Annotated in this window: 10 protein-coding genes; 9 read left to right on the forward strand and 1 reads right to left on the reverse strand. The window is 46.9% G+C overall.

The features are described 5' to 3' along the window. Window positions 1-15: 15 nt before the first annotated feature. The 9 genes from ACYU8Y_RS25290 to ACYU8Y_RS25330 all read left to right on the forward strand — a co-directional run bounded on the left by ACYU8Y_RS25290 (window position 16) and on the right by ACYU8Y_RS25330 (window position 15,230). Window positions 16-921: an SMP-30/gluconolactonase/LRE family protein gene (locus tag ACYU8Y_RS25290; RefSeq protein ID WP_460940950.1), complete on the forward strand. Its 906-nt coding sequence runs from the start codon at window positions 16-18 to the stop codon at window positions 919-921. A gap of 29 nt (window positions 922-950) precedes the next feature. After that, entirely contained in the window at window positions 951-2,060 is a 1,110-nt protein-coding gene (locus ACYU8Y_RS25295) for a bile acid:sodium symporter family protein (RefSeq protein ID WP_460940951.1), read from the forward strand. Window positions 2,061-2,178: 118 nt separating this feature from the next. Continuing rightward, window positions 2,179-3,861, forward strand: coding sequence for a selenocysteine synthase (locus ACYU8Y_RS25300; protein ID WP_460940952.1), 1,683 nt, complete (start codon window positions 2,179-2,181; stop codon window positions 3,859-3,861). Window positions 3,862-4,371: 510 nt separating this feature from the next. Further along, entirely contained in the window at window positions 4,372-4,770 is a 399-nt protein-coding gene (locus ACYU8Y_RS25305; RefSeq protein ID WP_460940953.1) for a DUF2147 domain-containing protein, read from the forward strand. A gap of 491 nt (window positions 4,771-5,261) precedes the next feature. Continuing rightward, the gene (locus tag ACYU8Y_RS25310) at window positions 5,262-5,657 is read left to right on the forward strand and encodes an energy transducer TonB (protein WP_460940954.1); all 396 of its coding nucleotides are present in this window, start codon (window positions 5,262-5,264) and stop codon (window positions 5,655-5,657) included. A 251-nt stretch (window positions 5,658-5,908) separates the two neighbouring features. Next, window positions 5,909-8,425 (forward strand): hypothetical protein, encoded by a 2,517-nt coding sequence (locus tag ACYU8Y_RS25315; protein ID WP_460940955.1) that lies wholly within the window; start codon window positions 5,909-5,911, stop codon window positions 8,423-8,425. Window positions 8,426-8,437: 12 nt separating this feature from the next. Next, on the forward strand, window positions 8,438-10,195 hold the full coding sequence (locus ACYU8Y_RS25320) for a ComEC/Rec2 family competence protein (RefSeq protein WP_460940956.1): 1,758 nt from the start codon (window positions 8,438-8,440) through the stop codon (window positions 10,193-10,195). Between the two features lie 10 nt (window positions 10,196-10,205). Next, window positions 10,206-13,937, forward strand: coding sequence for a YCF48-related protein (locus ACYU8Y_RS25325; protein ID WP_460940958.1), 3,732 nt, complete (start codon window positions 10,206-10,208; stop codon window positions 13,935-13,937). A gap of 228 nt (window positions 13,938-14,165) precedes the next feature. Further along, on the forward strand, window positions 14,166-15,230 hold the full coding sequence (locus tag ACYU8Y_RS25330; RefSeq protein WP_460940959.1) for a serine hydrolase domain-containing protein: 1,065 nt from the start codon (window positions 14,166-14,168) through the stop codon (window positions 15,228-15,230). A gap of 200 nt (window positions 15,231-15,430) precedes the next feature. On the opposite strand, the gene ACYU8Y_RS25335 is transcribed toward ACYU8Y_RS25330, so the two are convergent. After that, the gene (locus ACYU8Y_RS25335; RefSeq protein WP_460940960.1) at window positions 15,431-16,990 is read right to left on the reverse strand and encodes a ComEC/Rec2 family competence protein; all 1,560 of its coding nucleotides are present in this window, start codon (window positions 16,988-16,990) and stop codon (window positions 15,431-15,433) included. Between the last annotated feature and the right edge of the window lie 3 nt (window positions 16,991-16,993).

Consider the following 16,993-nt stretch of genomic DNA (forward strand, 5'->3'; position numbering starts at 1 on the left):
CTTCACGATTGACTGATGAACCGAAGACGAAAGACATCGCCTATCCGACTGTGGACAATTGCAGCCGCCTTCTTGACCGTCGCTACTGCGAATCGATCCGTTGAAGATGAACTCTTCAAAGCCCGCCTATTTACACCCGTAAACAGTTTTACTTCGGGCGTAGAGGGCCCCGCCGTCGACAAGGCAGGGACGCTCTATGCGGTTAATTTCGAGCGCCAGGGTACCATCGGCCAAGTTACACCCGACGGGCAGGCTAGTTTATTCGTCACTCTGCCGGAGGGCAGTATTGGTAACGGAATTCGGTTCAATCAACGGGGGGACATGTTTATTGCCGATTACCCCAAACACAACATTTTGCGGGTAGCCAGCGGGTCAAAGCAGGTAGCTGTTTTCGCCAGCGAGCCCCGTATGAACCAGCCGAATGATATTGCTATTGATAACAAAGACCGTTTATATGCCAGCGACCCGAACTGGAAAGCGAATACCGGTAATCTCTGGCGAATCGATCCGGATGGGAAGGTAACATTGCTGGAAGAAAATATGGGGACCAGCAACGGGGTCGAGGTTAGTCCCGACAGCAAAACCCTCTACGTAAACGAGTCGGTGCAGCGCAAAGTCTGGGCGTATGAGTTGTCCCCGGCTGGAACCATACGGAATAAGCGACTGCTGATCGAATTCGGGGATTTCGGTATGGACGGCATGCGCTGCGACATGGCGGGCAATCTGTACATTGCCCGTCATGGTAAAGGCACGGTCGTGAAGGTTTCGCCTGCGGGCAAAATTTTGCAGGAAATCGTGCTGACGGGTAAAAAACCGTCCAACATTACATTTGGTGGCAAAGACAACCGTACGGCCTACGTAACCCTTCAGGACCGGGGCAATCTCGAAACCTTTCTCATCGATACGCCCGGCCGTCGGTAACAGGCCTATGGTTCATAAACCCGTTGATAATGACAGCTAAACTTTTTTGGGGCGTTGGGGCTCTCAGCCTGCTTATGACGCTGGGTATGGCAGCCACCGGTCATCTGGATCAGGCGGGGCCGCTGCTCATCCTGTTCTTTCTGAGTATTGCGCTGGCTTTCCGGACCAGCGACGCCCTGAAAGGGTTTGCCTACACGGTCATGATTTTTGCGGCCGTCACGACGGCCTTGTATTACCCCGCCTATTTTGTTGACCTGAACGGATTTACGTTCAGCAGGCTCATTACCCCACTGATTCAGCTAATCATGTTCGGGATGGGTACGTCGATGAGCGCGGAGGATTTTGTTGGGGTGATCAAAATGCCGAAAGGGGTGCTCATTGGCGTAGGCAGCCACTTTATCATTATGCCTACCATTGGCTTTACCATTGCCAGCCTGAGTGGTTTTCCGCCCGAGATTGCGGCCGGTATTATACTCATTGGTTGCTCTCCCAACGGGATGGCCTCCAATGTGATTTCGTATTTAGCCAAAGCGAACCTGGCCCTGTCCATTACCATAACGGCCATTTCGACCATGCTGGCCCCTTTTCTGACACCCCTGCTGATGAAGGTTTTCGCCGGGGCACTCGTGGACATCAACGTACTGGATATGATGTGGGATATTTTTAAAATGGTGATTTTTCCGATTGGGGCCGGATTACTATTCAACACGTTCCTGAGCGGAAAAGCCAAATGGCTCGATGAGGCCATGCCCCTGGTGTCGATGGTTGGGATTGGCTTTATCATTACTATCATTACAGCCGCCGGGCAGAACAAGTTACTGACTATTGGCCCTTCGCTGATTGGGCTGGTACTGCTGCACAACCTATTCGGCTATTTTCTGGGCTACTGGTCGGGCCGGTTGTTCCGCATGAACGAACGCGACTGCCGCACCATTGCCATTGAGGTGGGCATGCAGAATGGGGGACTTGCCTCGGGACTGGCCAACCAGATGGGTAAAGTTGCGACAGTTGGTCTGGCACCAGCCGTCTTCGGCCCATTGATGAATATCACGGGCTCGATTCTGGCATCCTGGTGGCACCGGCATCCGCCCAAAGAGGAAATGCCAGAATCCGAGCGAGTCCTGGTCGATAATGTATAACGTGGGGTACTGCATACGAAAAATAAGCCGTTATTGCGGTTCGCTGACGCTGGAGTCAGGACGGGTGTACTCACTGATTAATTAGTTCCTCACTAGTCGAGACAAAAATCGTTGACCTATGAAACGAAGAGAAATTTTAAAAGAATTAAGCCTACTGCCCCTGGCGGGTGGCCTGCTTAGCGGTACGGATGCCCTGGCGGAGGGAAACACCCCGATGAACTGGTTTACAAAAGCATCCGCTAATGTAACCGCCGTAGCGGGTCCATTGAAGGCGGGACCGCAGATCTACCAATCCATTGGGGTAGAACCGATCATTAACTGCCGGGGTACGTTTACTATTATTGGGGCATCCATGGAACTGCCCGAAGTAAAGGAAGCTATGGAATACGCCAGTCGGTACAACGTGCAGATTGACGAGCTGGCGTTCGGTATTGGAAAGCGGCTGGCTGAAATCACCGGTGCCGAATGGGGCATGGTTTCATCGGGCTGTGCTGCGGGCATGAATGAGGTAACCGCGGGCATTCTGGCGGGTGGGAACCCCGAAAAGCTCATCCGAATCCCCAACCTGGACGGGTTCGAGAAAACCGAAGTGATCATTCCCCGGTCGTCCCGCAATGTGTATGATCATGCCATCCGTAATTGTGGGGTGACCATCATCACCGTGAACAGCCTTGAGGAGTTGGAAGAGGCTATCAGTCCCCGCACCGCCCTGATTTATATGATGCCGGGACAAGCACCCTGGACAGTGCAGAATGTGGCAAAATTAGCCAAACCCCGGAAAGTGCCCATTCTGGTCGATGCGGCCGCCGAGCGGCTGACCATTCCCAATATACATCTTCAGGCGGGGGCTAGTGTGGTAGCCTATAGTGGAGGAAAAGTAATCCGCGGACCACAGAGCGCCGGTTTGATGCTGGGTAATAAAGACATCCTGATGTCGGCCTGGCAGGCCAGTGCTCCGCATCATGGTCCCTGCCGCAACAACAAGATCGGACGGGAGGAGCAGATTGGAATGCTGGCGGCCGTGGAAGCCTGGGCCGTACGGGATCATCAGGCCGAAATGAATACCTGGGTATCCTGGCTGGAAACGATTTCCAAAAAAGTATCCGGTATTGATAGTGTGCAGCTTGACCTGCGTAGACCGGCGGAAGGCGCCCTCGATAACGCTACCCCAATGCTGACCATCAGTTGGGATGAGAAAAAGCTCAATATCACCGGTCAGGAAGTGGCCGACGAACTGGCAACGACCAAACCCCGGGTTGCTGTGGGGGTGGGTTCTCGCCGGGGGCAGACTCCATCGGCCTCTGCCACGGCGACTACCTCGATTTCGATTGCCGCTTATATGATGGGCGCTGGCAATGAGGTTATTGTCGCCCAGCGCGTTCACGAGATTCTGAGCCGGAAGCGTAGTCGCCCGGCTGTAGTGGCTGAAATGAAAGCCCCCGCTGCCGATATCAGTGGCCGTTGGGAAGTCACCATCGAGTTTTATACCAGTACCAGTCAACACACGTTTATTCTTGAAAAACAAGACGGTAACTATTTGACCGGAACGCACAAAGGTGAGTTTGCCGACCGGGAATTACTGGGCAATATTGACGGCGATATTGTTCGCTTCCAAAGCCGCTACAGTATACCGGGAGATAACCTGGTGATGACCTTTCATGGGAAACTAGCGGGCGATACCATCACCGGTGAGATCGATATGGTCGAGTATGTTACTGCGAAATTCACCGCCAAGAAACTAGCGTACCCAACGGCTCGTCAGCGCATTAACGTACCATCCGGCAGGCCGTTTTCGACTTAAAGTAGGGTCGAAAAAGCCAATAGGGATAGTCGCCCTTGCTTTTTCAAAACGGCCTTGTTCGTCAAACAAGTAGACCGCTCGTGCGTATTTCATGCGATGATGTACTTTGGCATCGCATCAGGTTGAGCAGGCCGGTGGTAGCTGAAGTCGTCGCTACCACCGGCCTGCTCTTTCGTGTACGTTTATAATTCTTCTTACTAATTCCCATTTGTTTTTACCAAACGCCGTAAAAAGGGGGTATACATGTTTACTGGAGTGGGCTGGATGAGGTTGTAAAATTGGCCCTAAACCGTATAGAAGCCCATCCGAACCCCCAGAAGCCTACACAGTTTGTTAAGAATTCAGATGTGTTGGGGTGTATTTCCTTTCTATCGATTTACCGGGCTAGGGGTGGCTCCGCTTGCTCAATCAAGTCAGGCTGTTATTTTTGTTACTCGGTAGCTTCATTAGCTATCGTACTTCTCAAGCCTTGTCACTTTTCGATTCGTCTTGCAACCCCCATGCATCGTTATGTCTCAACGTCGACTTTGGTTTATCTTCGCGCTTTTCCTGGTGTTGGGCGCTCGGGCCGATCAACCAGCAGACCGCTTGATTGGTCGGTGGCAATTTCCTTCAAAAGGGTCCAGCGTTGATATTTATCGACAAGGCGGTCTTTACTTCGCCCGGGTAGCCAACGTTGATCAGGCCGGTGAGCAAAACTTTGGCTTAGTGAAAGATAGCGTTCTGATCCGCAATCTTCGCTACGATGGCGACGTGTGGGGTGGGGGCCGCTTGATTCATCCCAAGACGGGTATTTCCTTAAGCGCCGAGGTCGAGATGCTCAAGCCCGATGCCATCAACGTGACGATATACAAAGGCGTCAAACTGCTTCATCGCAAATTTGTAATGACCCGCCAAGACCAGCCATAGCGTTCCGGTTGAACGCCCTGGGGACAGGCTACAGGCTACGTAAAACGTGTTTTTGCACTGCACCAACCAGCCGGTTGATTCGACCTGCGGCTTATCCGCTTTGGCCAAGTCAATGGGCTATCTCCTTGCGTAAGATCGCCCAGAGTTGCGCTAATTTCTGCTTCGCTTGTTTCTTCGGCAACACCCGCTCCTTCCCAGGTGATTACCCGATGTAATCGGGTACATTGACCGAATGCTAAAATTCTTTACCGCTCCATGTAGCGAAAAGCTACATTGTCCCTGGGTTTTGATGAGTAATAGAACGTCAGGGACGACCATCACCTTACGGGCACTAACTCATCAAGGTAATCAAACAGCATTCATTGTTCACAGCAACCAACCACACATTTATGGTTCACTCACGAAGAAACCGTTTCGCCACGAGCTACAGGCTACTAGTACTGATTGGTATACTTCTGACTGGTTTTACAATGGCCTGTAGTCAGCATAGTATGCCTCCGCAATCGAGCCAGACTACAACTACACCCGCAACCCGGTCCCCTGATCAATCGCCTATGGTGGAAGAAGTTTTTACGGTTGTGCAGGTGCCCCCCAGTTTTCCGGGTGGAAACGGTCAGATCGGCCCTTACCTTCGGCAGAACTTACGCTATCCGGAAGCCGCCCTCAACGCAAAAGTTGTGGGCAAGGTGTTCGTCTCCTTCATTGTGACCTACGAAGGCCGTATTCAGGATGTGAATGTATTAAAAGGCTATGGCTATGGTCTTGATGAAGAAGCCATTCGTGTAGTGCAGACCATGCCTGCCTGGACACCCGGTAAGCAGAACGGCCATCCTGTCAATGTAAAGTATAATCTGGTTATCCCTTTCGATTATGCCAACCGAAAATAGTTGGGCGCGTTTGGTCCGCCTGTTTTAACTATGGTTAACGAAATAGCCGTACACTAACGGACTAACGATGAGCCTGCTTTTCATGCCTGGCTGGTAACATTACCAGCCAGGCATGCATTTTCATAGGCTATACGAATGTGATTTTTGGTAAGGCTCCATAAGCTGTCGCATTGCAAGACCTCTACAAACGGGAAATTTCCCGTTGTTTTTCGACTACTAGTCTATTCTTTTTGTAGAAAAACACGAATGTCTTGGCCGATACTAAGTTTGAACTAAACATTAAGGACGCGTCGCTAAAGCCGGTGTATCGTCGGCTCCGTGGCTATGCCTTTGATCCCAGCTTCGCTAATCGGCTCGACTTATTTGGAATTAATACCATTGTGTACCCGATTTACTGGGAAGAGCTGAAACCGGGTCCGATAGGAGAGTACGTCGAAGTGGTGGATATTGACCCGGCCAGTGGCGTATTTTACCCACCTGTCGATCTCAATGACCCACAACTGATGGTTCAGGATGGATTGCCTCCTTCAGAGAGTAATCCCCAGTTTCACCAGCAGATGGTCTATGCCGTTGCGATGACGACCATTCAGAATTTCGAAAAGGCACTGGGACGGCCCATTCAGTGGTCATCAAGCGATTACGACACTCAGCATGGTAAAAGTGAAGGGTTCGTGCAACGGTTGCGGCTGTATCCACATGCCCTCCGGGAAGCCAATGCCTATTACAGTTCCGACAAAAAAGCAGTGCTGTTCGGCTATTTCTCGGCCCGGCCCACCGACGAAAGTATCCTAATGCCAGGTAGTCTGGTCTTTACCTGCCTCTCCCACGATATCATCAGCCACGAGGTCACTCATGCTCTGATCGATGGCATCTATAAAGGGTACGTATTCCCGGTTCATGAAGATACATTAGCCTTACACGAGGCATTTTCCGACCTGGTTGCTCTCTTTCAGCATTTTACGTTTCCGGACGTATTGGAGAATCAGATTGCCAAAACCCGTGGCGAACTGCGGGGGCAACAGTTGTTGTCCGAATTAGCGCAGCAGTTTGGGCTGGCTGTCGGCAATTACGGCGCGCTGCGGGACGCAATTGGCCAGGTTAACGATAAGGGGGAGTGGGAATCGATAAAGCCCGACCCAAGCCTGTTACGGAGTCAGTTAGAACCCCACGCCAGAGGCAGTATTCTGGTGGCGTCTATCTTTGAAGCGTTTCTGAATATTTACCAGAAACGTACCTTCGATCTATACCGGATCGCGACGGATGGAACGGGGGTTTTGCCGGCCGGTGACATCCGGTCCGATTTAGTAAAACGACTGGCTACCGAAGCCTCCCGCACCGCCAAACAATTTCTGTCACTTTGCATTCGGGCGCTGGACTACTGCCCACCCATTGGCACCAGCTTTGGCGAGTTCTTACGAGCGCTGATTACTGCCGACGTTGATCTGGTTCCCGACGATCAGCTAGGCTACAGGATTGCGTTAATTGAAGCCTTCAAACGGCGGGGTATTTACCCAGCATCGATACGGACGCTATCGGTTGAGAACCTGACCTATTATGCCTACACCCGGCAGGACATTATCGGTAGTAGCCGCGACGAGACGAAAGAGAGCGATGCCGAAACCGAAAGTAAAGCTACGTCGTCTTTAACGAGCTTGTTTCAGAAAATCGACGATCTCATTCTCGAAGCCGAATACCTACCCTACGACGCCCGAGTTGTTGCGCCGTTTGCTAAAAAGCTCTCCGATCAAGCACTGGAAAGCAAGAAATCTGCGAATGAGCAGAAGAATAAAGCCAATAGGCAGAAAGACGAGCTGATGAAGATTGCTCAGGATTACATGTTCAACATAACCACGCAACTGGATTCATTGAAAAACGCAATGACCAGCTATTTGCAGGATCAGCAAAAGAAAGGTAAAGGTTCCTCAAAGGACGCAGACTTAGTTTCTACGTACCAGGGGGATATAAAAGTGCATGGGGCAGACTACAGCACAAAAAAGTTGGAATCAACGCTGAATGTCAGGAATACCAAACAAAAAGAGATTGACTTGTTTCTGACCCAGTTCTGGTATCTGGCGCAACATTTTTACAATGAAACGGCAGGTTTCTTAACCAAGACCGACGTTCAGGCCGACAACCGTAAACGACTGTTTCTAATTTCGCAGGATTACAGGCGACGATTGCACTATCTCTTTACGAATGCTCATCCTGAAACGAGAGACCGACTTCAGGACTTAACGGGTATTTTATTCCGAAAAAAAGATTATCCGACGTTATGCACGGGTCAGCAGGTCGCCCGGCAACTGCTCCAGGAACAGTATGCCTTGACCATACTGGACGTTTATCAGCCTAACTTAAAAGAAAACTTCGAAAAGGGTCATGTCAGCTTTGAAGTGCACACCTTACACCGCGCTCAGCGGGTGGGACCGGATACCAACGTGATCAATCATGTCGTGTTGACCCTGATGCAACGATTCCAGGTTAGCGTCCGGGATGAGCGGGCCAACCGTCAGTTGCCCGATTACCAATTTTCGGGCGGCTGCACGTTGGTGATTGATATTGATAAGAAAACCATTCGCATTATTCGCAAGGGCATCCTGGACGCCCAGGGGCAGGGAATTAACCTGGATACTCAAAGGCTGGTCAGTGAACTTCGCCGGCGTTTCCGGCCCGATATTGCCAATTCGGCCTCGCCGTTTGCGCCGTCACGCTGGCCCAGCGGCAAAGGCTTCGAACCGTTTGCTCGTCTTCATCAGGGCGAATCATCCTAATTCAGCATCGCTATGGAAACGCTGTCGTTAAGAAAGATAGACATCCGCATGTACTACACCGGCTTCGGTGACTGCTTTCTGCTGACCTTCTACTACCAGGGCAGCGATGAGCCGCTGGTGCAGAAGAATGTCTGGATTGATTTCGGATCGCGGGCAGGGAGTAAGGAAACGATGCAGGACGTTGCCCGTGACTTATGCGCCAGGCTCCCGAAAACGAACGATGGAAAAGCGCATGTTGATGTGTTGGTCATCACGCACGAACACGAAGACCATATATCCGGCTTCTCGCAAGCCCAGGCGAAGGATATCCTGGATGAGTTATCCATCGGCCAACTATGGTTCGCCTGGACCGAACAGCCTGATTATCCGCTGGCTCAGGAATGGCGTTCGTACCAGAACCGTTCCCGATTAACGCTGGGGGCTGCTTATCGGGCCATGCATCAGAGGTTAGGGGCCAGGCACCTGCAAGTAAAACGATTGAAAAATTTGTTTGGATTCGATCTGGGCACCGACCAGGTCGAAGATTTGGTGGATCAAGCAGTAGCGTTGACCGACCAGGAAAAGAACGTAAAGCAGGAGAATGCCGAGGAAGATGAGAAGGCAAAGCCGGATAAAAGCACGACGACGTTGGGCCAGGAGGTTTACGGCTTTTTAAACAATAAAACCCTAAAAAGTAAGGGTAGCATAGAGTACAAACATCCCGGCCAGGTCATCGAAAATATGTTCCCGGGGGTACGCATTTATGTATTGGGGCCACCCGAAGATATGAATTATGTCCGTAAGGACCAGAGTAGCCGACCCGGCGAGTTGTATATGCAAGCCAGTTATACTAGTGAAGATTATTCCCTGAGTCGAAGCCTGGATGTTCAGTACGATGAGAAGACAGTGGATTTGTGCGACTTAACGGCAACAGATCCGGCTGTCGTCAATGATTTTTGGCATTATGTTCGCAAGGCGCCTTTCGACGAGGAATTTGTTTTACCCATGCCGCCTAAAGGAACGAAACCCGCCGATATTGTTCCTAAAAATTACCAGACGCCCGTTAGTGAGCAATACGTTGCGCAGTATGAAAGGCTGGAAAAATCGTGTGTCTACAAGGGCTATTTCGAACCGGAAGACGACTGGCGACGCATTGACAATGATTATTTAATGGCGGCTGATAATCTGGCCATGCGCTTAAACTCATCGACCAATAACACCAGTTTGGTCTTGGCGTTTGAAATTGTCGAGACGGGCGAGGTGTTACTGTTTCCCGGCGATGCGCAGTATGGTGTCTGGTTAGCCTGGCAGGACGATTGGGAGAAAACGCAGAAAACAGCCACCAGCCAGAAGTCGAAAACGACAAAAACCAAATACGAAGAAAACTACGCCCGTAAGTTTCAATGGACAGTTTCTGAACACGACGATCCTAAGCAGAAGAAAACGGTTACTGTTGAAGATTTGCTGAACCGCACGGTTGTGTATAAAGTGGGGCACCACGGCAGTCATAACGCTACCCCCCAACGAACGGGTCTTGAAAAATTGATCAGCAACGATTTGCTGGCCCTGATTCCGGTAGACCAGAGAAAAGCCGAGTCGTTCGACTGGGATGAAATTCCGTATCTGAATTTATTGGAAGCCCTGAAAAAACGCAATGCTGTTTGTTACCGCTCCGACCAGTTAAACGATTTCGAACAACCGAAATTAGAAGCGGGAACCCAATGGAAAATGACGTATCAAATCGAAAAAAGCAAAAGCCAGTGCTTCGTCTGTACGCTGGAACCACGTTGATCCTACACTAATGAAACACGCTGGCTATTGTATTCGTATTTTTCTCTGCCTGCTGACAATCGGCGCGCTTGGCCAATCCACCAACTATTCATCGAAACCGTACGCTCTTTATAATGGGCTTACTTACCAAAGCGTCCACTTTTTCAACGACAAACAACAAGGCTGGCTAGTAGGCGACTTGGCCACGTTACTACACACCGTCAATGGCGGCCGTACGTGGCAACAGGTTGACATTCCTGTTCAAAATAATTACCTACAAGGTATTCATTTTCACAGCGATGAACGTACTGGTTGGATAACGGGTGGTTTGGGTACGATACTGCTGACTAAAGATGGAGGAAAGACATGGACTAAACCTGATTACATTCCGTCAAAAAATAATATTAATAATATCTATTTCACTAAAAATTTACGCTATGGGATAGCGGTTGGTGATAAGGGGACGGTACTTCTATCGAGAGATGGAGGAAAAACATGGGTTGAGAACAAAACCGTAGATTCAAACGAAGAGTTATGGGGCGGAGAAATTTCAGAAGATGGCCAGCGGTTATGGGCGTATGGTAATACAATGACAATGCTCGTCTCAAGAGATGGCGGTAAGACATGGGTAGATAAATTTCCTTCTTCCATAAGTAGTACGTTAAAAGATCCTAACATTTATTCAATGGTTTTTGATGCGAATCAGCAAATTGGTTATGCCGTATGTGAGTGGGGATACATATTAAAGACATATGACAGTGGCCAGAAATGGCAACGACAAAAAATTGATAAAGTTGAGTATCTACGATCGGTGTGCTTCAGTCCGGATATGAAATTAGGCTGGACAGTTTCGAGCGAAGGACAGATTTTTCAGACCAAAGATAGTGGTAAGAACTGGCTGCAAACGCATCAGACTAGAGACAGTACTTCCCTCCGATCGGTATGGTTTAGCCAAGATCAAAAGACAGGTTATATAACCGGTAAAAATGGTTTCATTATGAATACCAATGATTCCGGGAAAACGTGGCATTATCGAGTTACCCCTACCTTTAACATTACCGAATTTCAGCTCGACAAATATGGCCGGCTAATTGCCGCCACCGACAAAGGAATTTTTATGAAAAGTAGAAATTTAAACTTTGTTCGTATATCACCCGCAAAATTCACCATTTCATTAAATGGCATGGACCTTACAAACAATACCGGCCGTGTGTGGGCGGTTGGTGAGCAGAATACAATTGTAAGTTGTAATACAGATGGAAGTGACTGGGCAGTCATGTACCAGAATAAAGATGAGGGACATCTGAATTCTATTGAAATTAATCAGAATTTGAATTTTGGTGTTGCCATTGGATCATTAGGTAAAGTATTAATTAGCCATGATGAAGGAAAGACGTGGAAAGTCAAACCAATTGTAGACGAAAAAATTGCTTTCTCGGATGTGTATTTGAAAAAAACGTCGGGAGAAGGGTGGATTGTTGGAGATCAGGGAAGTTTATATTACACGGCGGATATTGGTAATACATGGGAACGATTACCTTTCAGCGATTCTACGCAGTTTTTGATTTCTATCGATTTTGAAAAAAATAGTAAAATCGGATATATTGCTACGACATCAAATAAAACAGAAAAGCATCTATACACAACCGTAGATGGCGGCCATCATTGGGGTTTAGTGGAAAACTTTCCGGAGAATTCAGGTTTACAACATGTTGCAATTAATTCCGTCAATGGGGAAACAATTGTAACAGCTATTAACGGTAATATATACAGAACGATTGACCGAGGAAGAACCTGGCTCCTGAATGAGCCCAGACTTACTTGGCAACGACTCACCTATACACAATTTGATAAACATAATAATGTAATAATTACGGGTAGCGGAGGTACAATACTGATTGGAGGAAAAAGAGGATCATCACCTATAATCAGTAGTGTTTTCCTAAGAGATTCTTCCGAGCATATAGTACCAAGCTTGCAGGCCAATGACCCAGATACACCGCCTACTAAGTTAGGCATTACAATGAGCATCCAAAAAGGTGATTTGCCGGAATGGGTGGATAAAAAGTATCAATTTTATAATGCACGATATAATGCGCCTATTCAGGCTTTGCCAGCTGCAATCTTTAAGCTAAATAAAGCGTATACATTGCGTTTTGCGGTTTCGGATGGATGGAACATAGCTTATAAAGATACCACCATCCGTATTAGTGAGCCTTGGTGGAGTGAATTCAAAAAATTCATGTACTGGCATGAATTACCGAAAGATGGGCCTACCATTATAAAAGCGGTAACCACTAACATAAGCGGCCTGGGTTTCTTATACGCTGCTGTTATATTAGGATTGTTTGCTGTATCACCCATCCACTATATTCGCTGGCACGAGGCCGTATCTAATTCACGAATACCATCGCCCGAAAAACTTTCTAAATACCTTGTATTATTCTTAATCGAGCATGATCGATGTTTAGATACGTTTGTTGCCTATTATAGAAGGCGAAGTTTGGAGCTCTTCACGGCTAGTAAAGATGTTAACTCCAGGCCCTACTGGGTACCCGCGCCCTTCGAAATAGACAATCAGAAAATACTGGGTTTTCAACCTGATCAATTAGGTAATTATTATACACCAGGGCTTCCTGAAATAAGACGTTATTTACGGCCAGACCGGATACTTGTTTCTATTGAAGGGCAGGGGGGCGTCGGCAAATCCTCCCTAGCGTTTCAGCTTGCTCGCTGGGCTACAGAAACAGACCCTAGACGACGATTATTTCCTCATATGGCTTTACCCATTTTTGCCAATACGATAGATGCTCCTCTCGACACTATTTGTACAAACCGTTTAGCTTACTTAACGAATAATCCAAAATTATCGGAAACATTAAGTGGGGCGCTTCTGCGAAAAAAACGGGTGGTAGTTATCGTAGACGGCCTATCGGAATACGCGGATTTAAAACAAGAGTTTATTCATCCCGATACAGGAGCCAAAAACGCTTATTGCGTCATTTACACATCTCGTAAACCAATTGCGCTGCCAGAATCAACAGTAATCGTACCGTCGGGATTAAGAATTGAGTTTCTGGATAATCTATTGGATGGTTTTACCAATTCATATGCGGGAGCCTATAAATTTGGAGAACAACGGGAAGTGCTAAGATCAAAAGTCAAGCGAATGATTTTAGAACTTAATGGAATGGATAATGAAAAACCAGTTCCTTTGTCTATTCTGCGTATTATAGTTGAAAAAGCGTCGGCTATGATTGACCAGCAAGAGGATTTAGCGAATTTGCCAAATAGTATTAGCCATTTGTTAGATAATTATGTCGCTGATCTGTTTCGCAGTCACGCTGATCCTGATGCAGCCGTTAGACAACTACGTAAAGCAGCTCTTATATCCTTAGGAATGGGTCAACTTCTCTCGCCAATTTCTAAGAAGTCGTGGTCGTTCATAAGTAAATGGAATTGTCGGCCACAATGGACGCCAGACACTGTGTATAGCGCATACCTCGATAAGGGTTTTTTAGTATCCTGCCGGGAAAGTGGTTTAATGACTACATCGGGCAATGTTGGCGATAAACAGCTGAAATTTACGCATGATCCAATTGCCGAATACTTAACGGCTAAAGAGTTAATTATAAAAATCAGGGACCAGAAAATTGACGCTGATCTGCTGAAAAGGCTTGTTGTTATAATCGAAAAATCGAATCAGTCTCTTTATAATGCATTAACTTTATTGTCCTCCCAAATGGACGTTTGTATACTATAAAATATTATATAATAGTTCTTTTGAACCGTTTCTGGTTAAATTCAGTAGCGCTCTCACCGAGAGCTGTCAGTTCGTAAATCAGTAATTTAAAGCCTGATGCTATGAATTTACCAGTGATTTTACAAATTTTTGTGCTAAAATTGGGCAAAGGTGACTTGAACTCTTCACATTCCCAAACCTTAGTCTATGACAACCATTCTTCGGCTAGGCACAAATGATTGACAGTTTATGAAACTAATCTCAACTCTACTTTTACTACTACTTTTTCGCTCTTCTGGATATACCCAAAAAATTTATACTACCCTTTTGGACAGTATTACGATTGCAGGAAATAACGGTACTTATCCTAATCTTGACGGAATTGCTATAACCCAACGCAACAGACTTGTATTTGAAAGCTATTTTCATGGATTAACGAAGGATAGCCTGCATGATTCTCGTTCTGCTTTTAAATCAGTTACGGCAATATTGATCGGTATTGCTATTGACAAAGGATTTATTAAAAATGTACATGAAAACGTTTATACTTTTTTCCCCGAGTATAAGCCATACGGCAATTGGACTAGTCTAAAAGATAGTATGACAATTGAACATTTGTTGGAGATGAAATCTGGTTTCGATTGTGAAGAATGGGATGGGAGCAAAGATTGTGAAGACGATATGGAGACTAAGCAAGACTGGATAAAGTTTTGCCTCGACCTGCCCTTAAAGAACAAACCAGGCACTCACTGGGACTACACATCAATTAACGCCATGTTGTTAGGAGGCATAATTGCGCATGCCACACACATGAGCGTTTCGGATTTTGCAGACAAATATTTATTTAAACCCTTGGATATTGCCAAGTACAGGTGGACGAAAGACCCTCTTGGTCACGAGACAACAGCGGGTTCTTTTTACATATCTGCCAGAGACATGAATAGAGTTGGACAATTGATATTAAATAAAGGTTTTTTTAGTAGTAAAAGCGTCGTTTCCAAGGAATGGGTCGAGGTGATGACTAAAGGGATTACAAAAATTGGAAACTTTTCAAACGTAAAGATCTCTAGAAATAGAACGGCCATTCCACAACCAACTTACTATGGCTATGCCTGGTATACAGAAGAAATAAAGACTACTAAATTTAAGCACACTATTCTTTTTGCTTCTGGGAATGGTGGGCAGTATATTATGGTGATCAGAGATTTAGATTTAGTTGTAACCTTTACGGGCAACAGCTACAATTCGTCAAAATCAAAATTGCCTTTTGATATACTGATAAAATATATATTGCCTTACTTTGATCAAAAGTAGCACGGCTACCGACAAAATGATTTTTGGCAAATGGTTTCCCCGAATCTAGAGTTACCCCTACAACCTGTATAAAGTAGCGCATCAAAGACGTGTTCTTGCCGCGTAACTGAGACGCTGGGCAGGGGTCAATAAGACGCATTGCCAACGTGGTGTGGGTAATTTCAATCAAAAGTATGGATGATTACTAGGTTGATTTGTTATCATCCTTTTACGCGGAACTGAATGTACAGCTTTTCATTACTCTTATCTTCAGTTACTGCTTTTTTAAAGTCTTCTCGTTCTTGACTATTCATCAACTGTTCACGAATCTCTAAGATTTTTTTGTTTAAGGGTTCCTTCCCTGAGGTTAAATCGATAGTTAGGCCATCTTCATTCATAATCAAGAGTCTCCCTTTCGTACGTGTCAATAGGTCCGTAATTAAGTCTCGGTTTGGCATCGTGGTTTTCCATCCATTGCTGATTATGTTGTAGTCGAGGGTGGCCATCGCTGCTAGATCAGGATGTTTCATCATGTCGATACCACGGCGTTTGGCTGTTCCATTGTGACTTAAATGGTGGGCCACTTTGTAAAAAACGGTTCTGTTCAGAAGGTCTTCTGTCAGGTGTTTTTGCTCATCAACGCCTTTCCGTGTCCATGGAATATCGTGCCAGCTGGCCCAACTGCCATATTCGGCATCGCCTGGAAACAGCATTACTTTCCCGCTGTCTGTAAATTCAATGGCTAAAGCCAGACTCAGGTTGTTCGTCGTACTATTCATACGAAGCGCTAATGTTCCGGCACTGTTCAACCAGTCGTTTTCGATGGCTCTCCAGGCATGGTCTTTATGGGTGTATTCGGTTGGTTTAATGTCGGTTACGAATGATTCATCGAAAGGGAGCACGCTTGTTAAGGACTGAGGATCAACCCAGTTCAACATGGCCGTAGCGAACGCACTATTATCCGTAAAGTTGTTATTATGGCTGTGATTAAACGTCTCACCAACCGGGCCCGATTCATTCTTAATGGCTTCAATGGATGTGGGTGGTCCGAGTACATAAAAGCGAAGTCCTTCAGCCATGTTCTCGATAATCTGGCCGGGCTGAAGGTAACTTATGTTATTCGTTGCCAACTCTTTTTTAACGATACGCATTCCTTCGAGGTCACCTGCGTACTCGCCTGCCCGGGCTGAGAAATGTAAGTCGGCAAATTCATCTACGGCATTTGAGAAACCATAGGCCAGGGCAGTGAGTCCATTCGGTTTCTCTGAGGCTTCTTTTTTCTGCGCTTCACTTCCAAATAAAGAATTCAACTTGATAGCCGTTGCCTTCAGCGCTTTTTTGCGCTGTCCGTGTTCCTGTTTCCACTGTTTCACTTTTTCGCCCAATACATCGCCAGGTAATGCAGGCGTGTCATTTTCGGTCCAACCCATCCATATCTTTTTGATAATGAAATTGCTTGGGTTAGTAATCGTATTGACAAATAGATCACTACATGCCTCAAACCCATACACATGATCTTTATGCTCGTGTGTAACGACCAATAAGTCAATGGTGGGTACTTGATCAACCCGATCTTCGGTGATGTATGCTTTCAAATTGGCAATGAACATAGAAAGATGCTCTTTCGTCCCTTGCCAGGTACCGCAGTCAACCATCATGGTGAAGGTGTTGAGCGCTCCTGCGAAGAACTTAATGATAAAGCAATCGCCTGTGCCCATTCGGTACATACGTACATCAGCATGCGTAATCTTTTTCGTAGCTATTTCTTTTCGCTTAGCCATATC

The organism is Spirosoma humi (genome assembly GCF_054776575.1).

What these genes read in the sequence shown, in the direction of transcription:
- ACYU8Y_RS25290 (WP_460940950.1), top strand. Translation starts at nt 16, where the DNA reads ATGAACCGAAGACGAAAGACATCGCCTATCCGACTGTGGACAATTGCA.
- ACYU8Y_RS25295 (WP_460940951.1), top strand. Translation starts at nt 951, where the DNA reads ATGACAGCTAAACTTTTTTGGGGCGTTGGGGCTCTCAGCCTGCTTATG.
- ACYU8Y_RS25300 (WP_460940952.1), top strand. Translation starts at nt 2,179, where the DNA reads ATGAAACGAAGAGAAATTTTAAAAGAATTAAGCCTACTGCCCCTGGCG.
- ACYU8Y_RS25305 (WP_460940953.1), top strand. Translation starts at nt 4,372, where the DNA reads ATGTCTCAACGTCGACTTTGGTTTATCTTCGCGCTTTTCCTGGTGTTG.
- ACYU8Y_RS25310 (WP_460940954.1), top strand. Translation starts at nt 5,262, where the DNA reads ATGCCTCCGCAATCGAGCCAGACTACAACTACACCCGCAACCCGGTCC.
- ACYU8Y_RS25320 (WP_460940956.1), top strand. Translation starts at nt 8,438, where the DNA reads ATGGAAACGCTGTCGTTAAGAAAGATAGACATCCGCATGTACTACACC.
- ACYU8Y_RS25325 (WP_460940958.1), top strand. Translation starts at nt 10,206, where the DNA reads ATGAAACACGCTGGCTATTGTATTCGTATTTTTCTCTGCCTGCTGACA.
- ACYU8Y_RS25330 (WP_460940959.1), top strand. Translation starts at nt 14,166, where the DNA reads ATGAAACTAATCTCAACTCTACTTTTACTACTACTTTTTCGCTCTTCT.
- ACYU8Y_RS25335 (WP_460940960.1), bottom strand. Translation starts at nt 16,990, where the DNA reads ATGGCTAAGCGAAAAGAAATAGCTACGAAAAAGATTACGCATGCTGAT.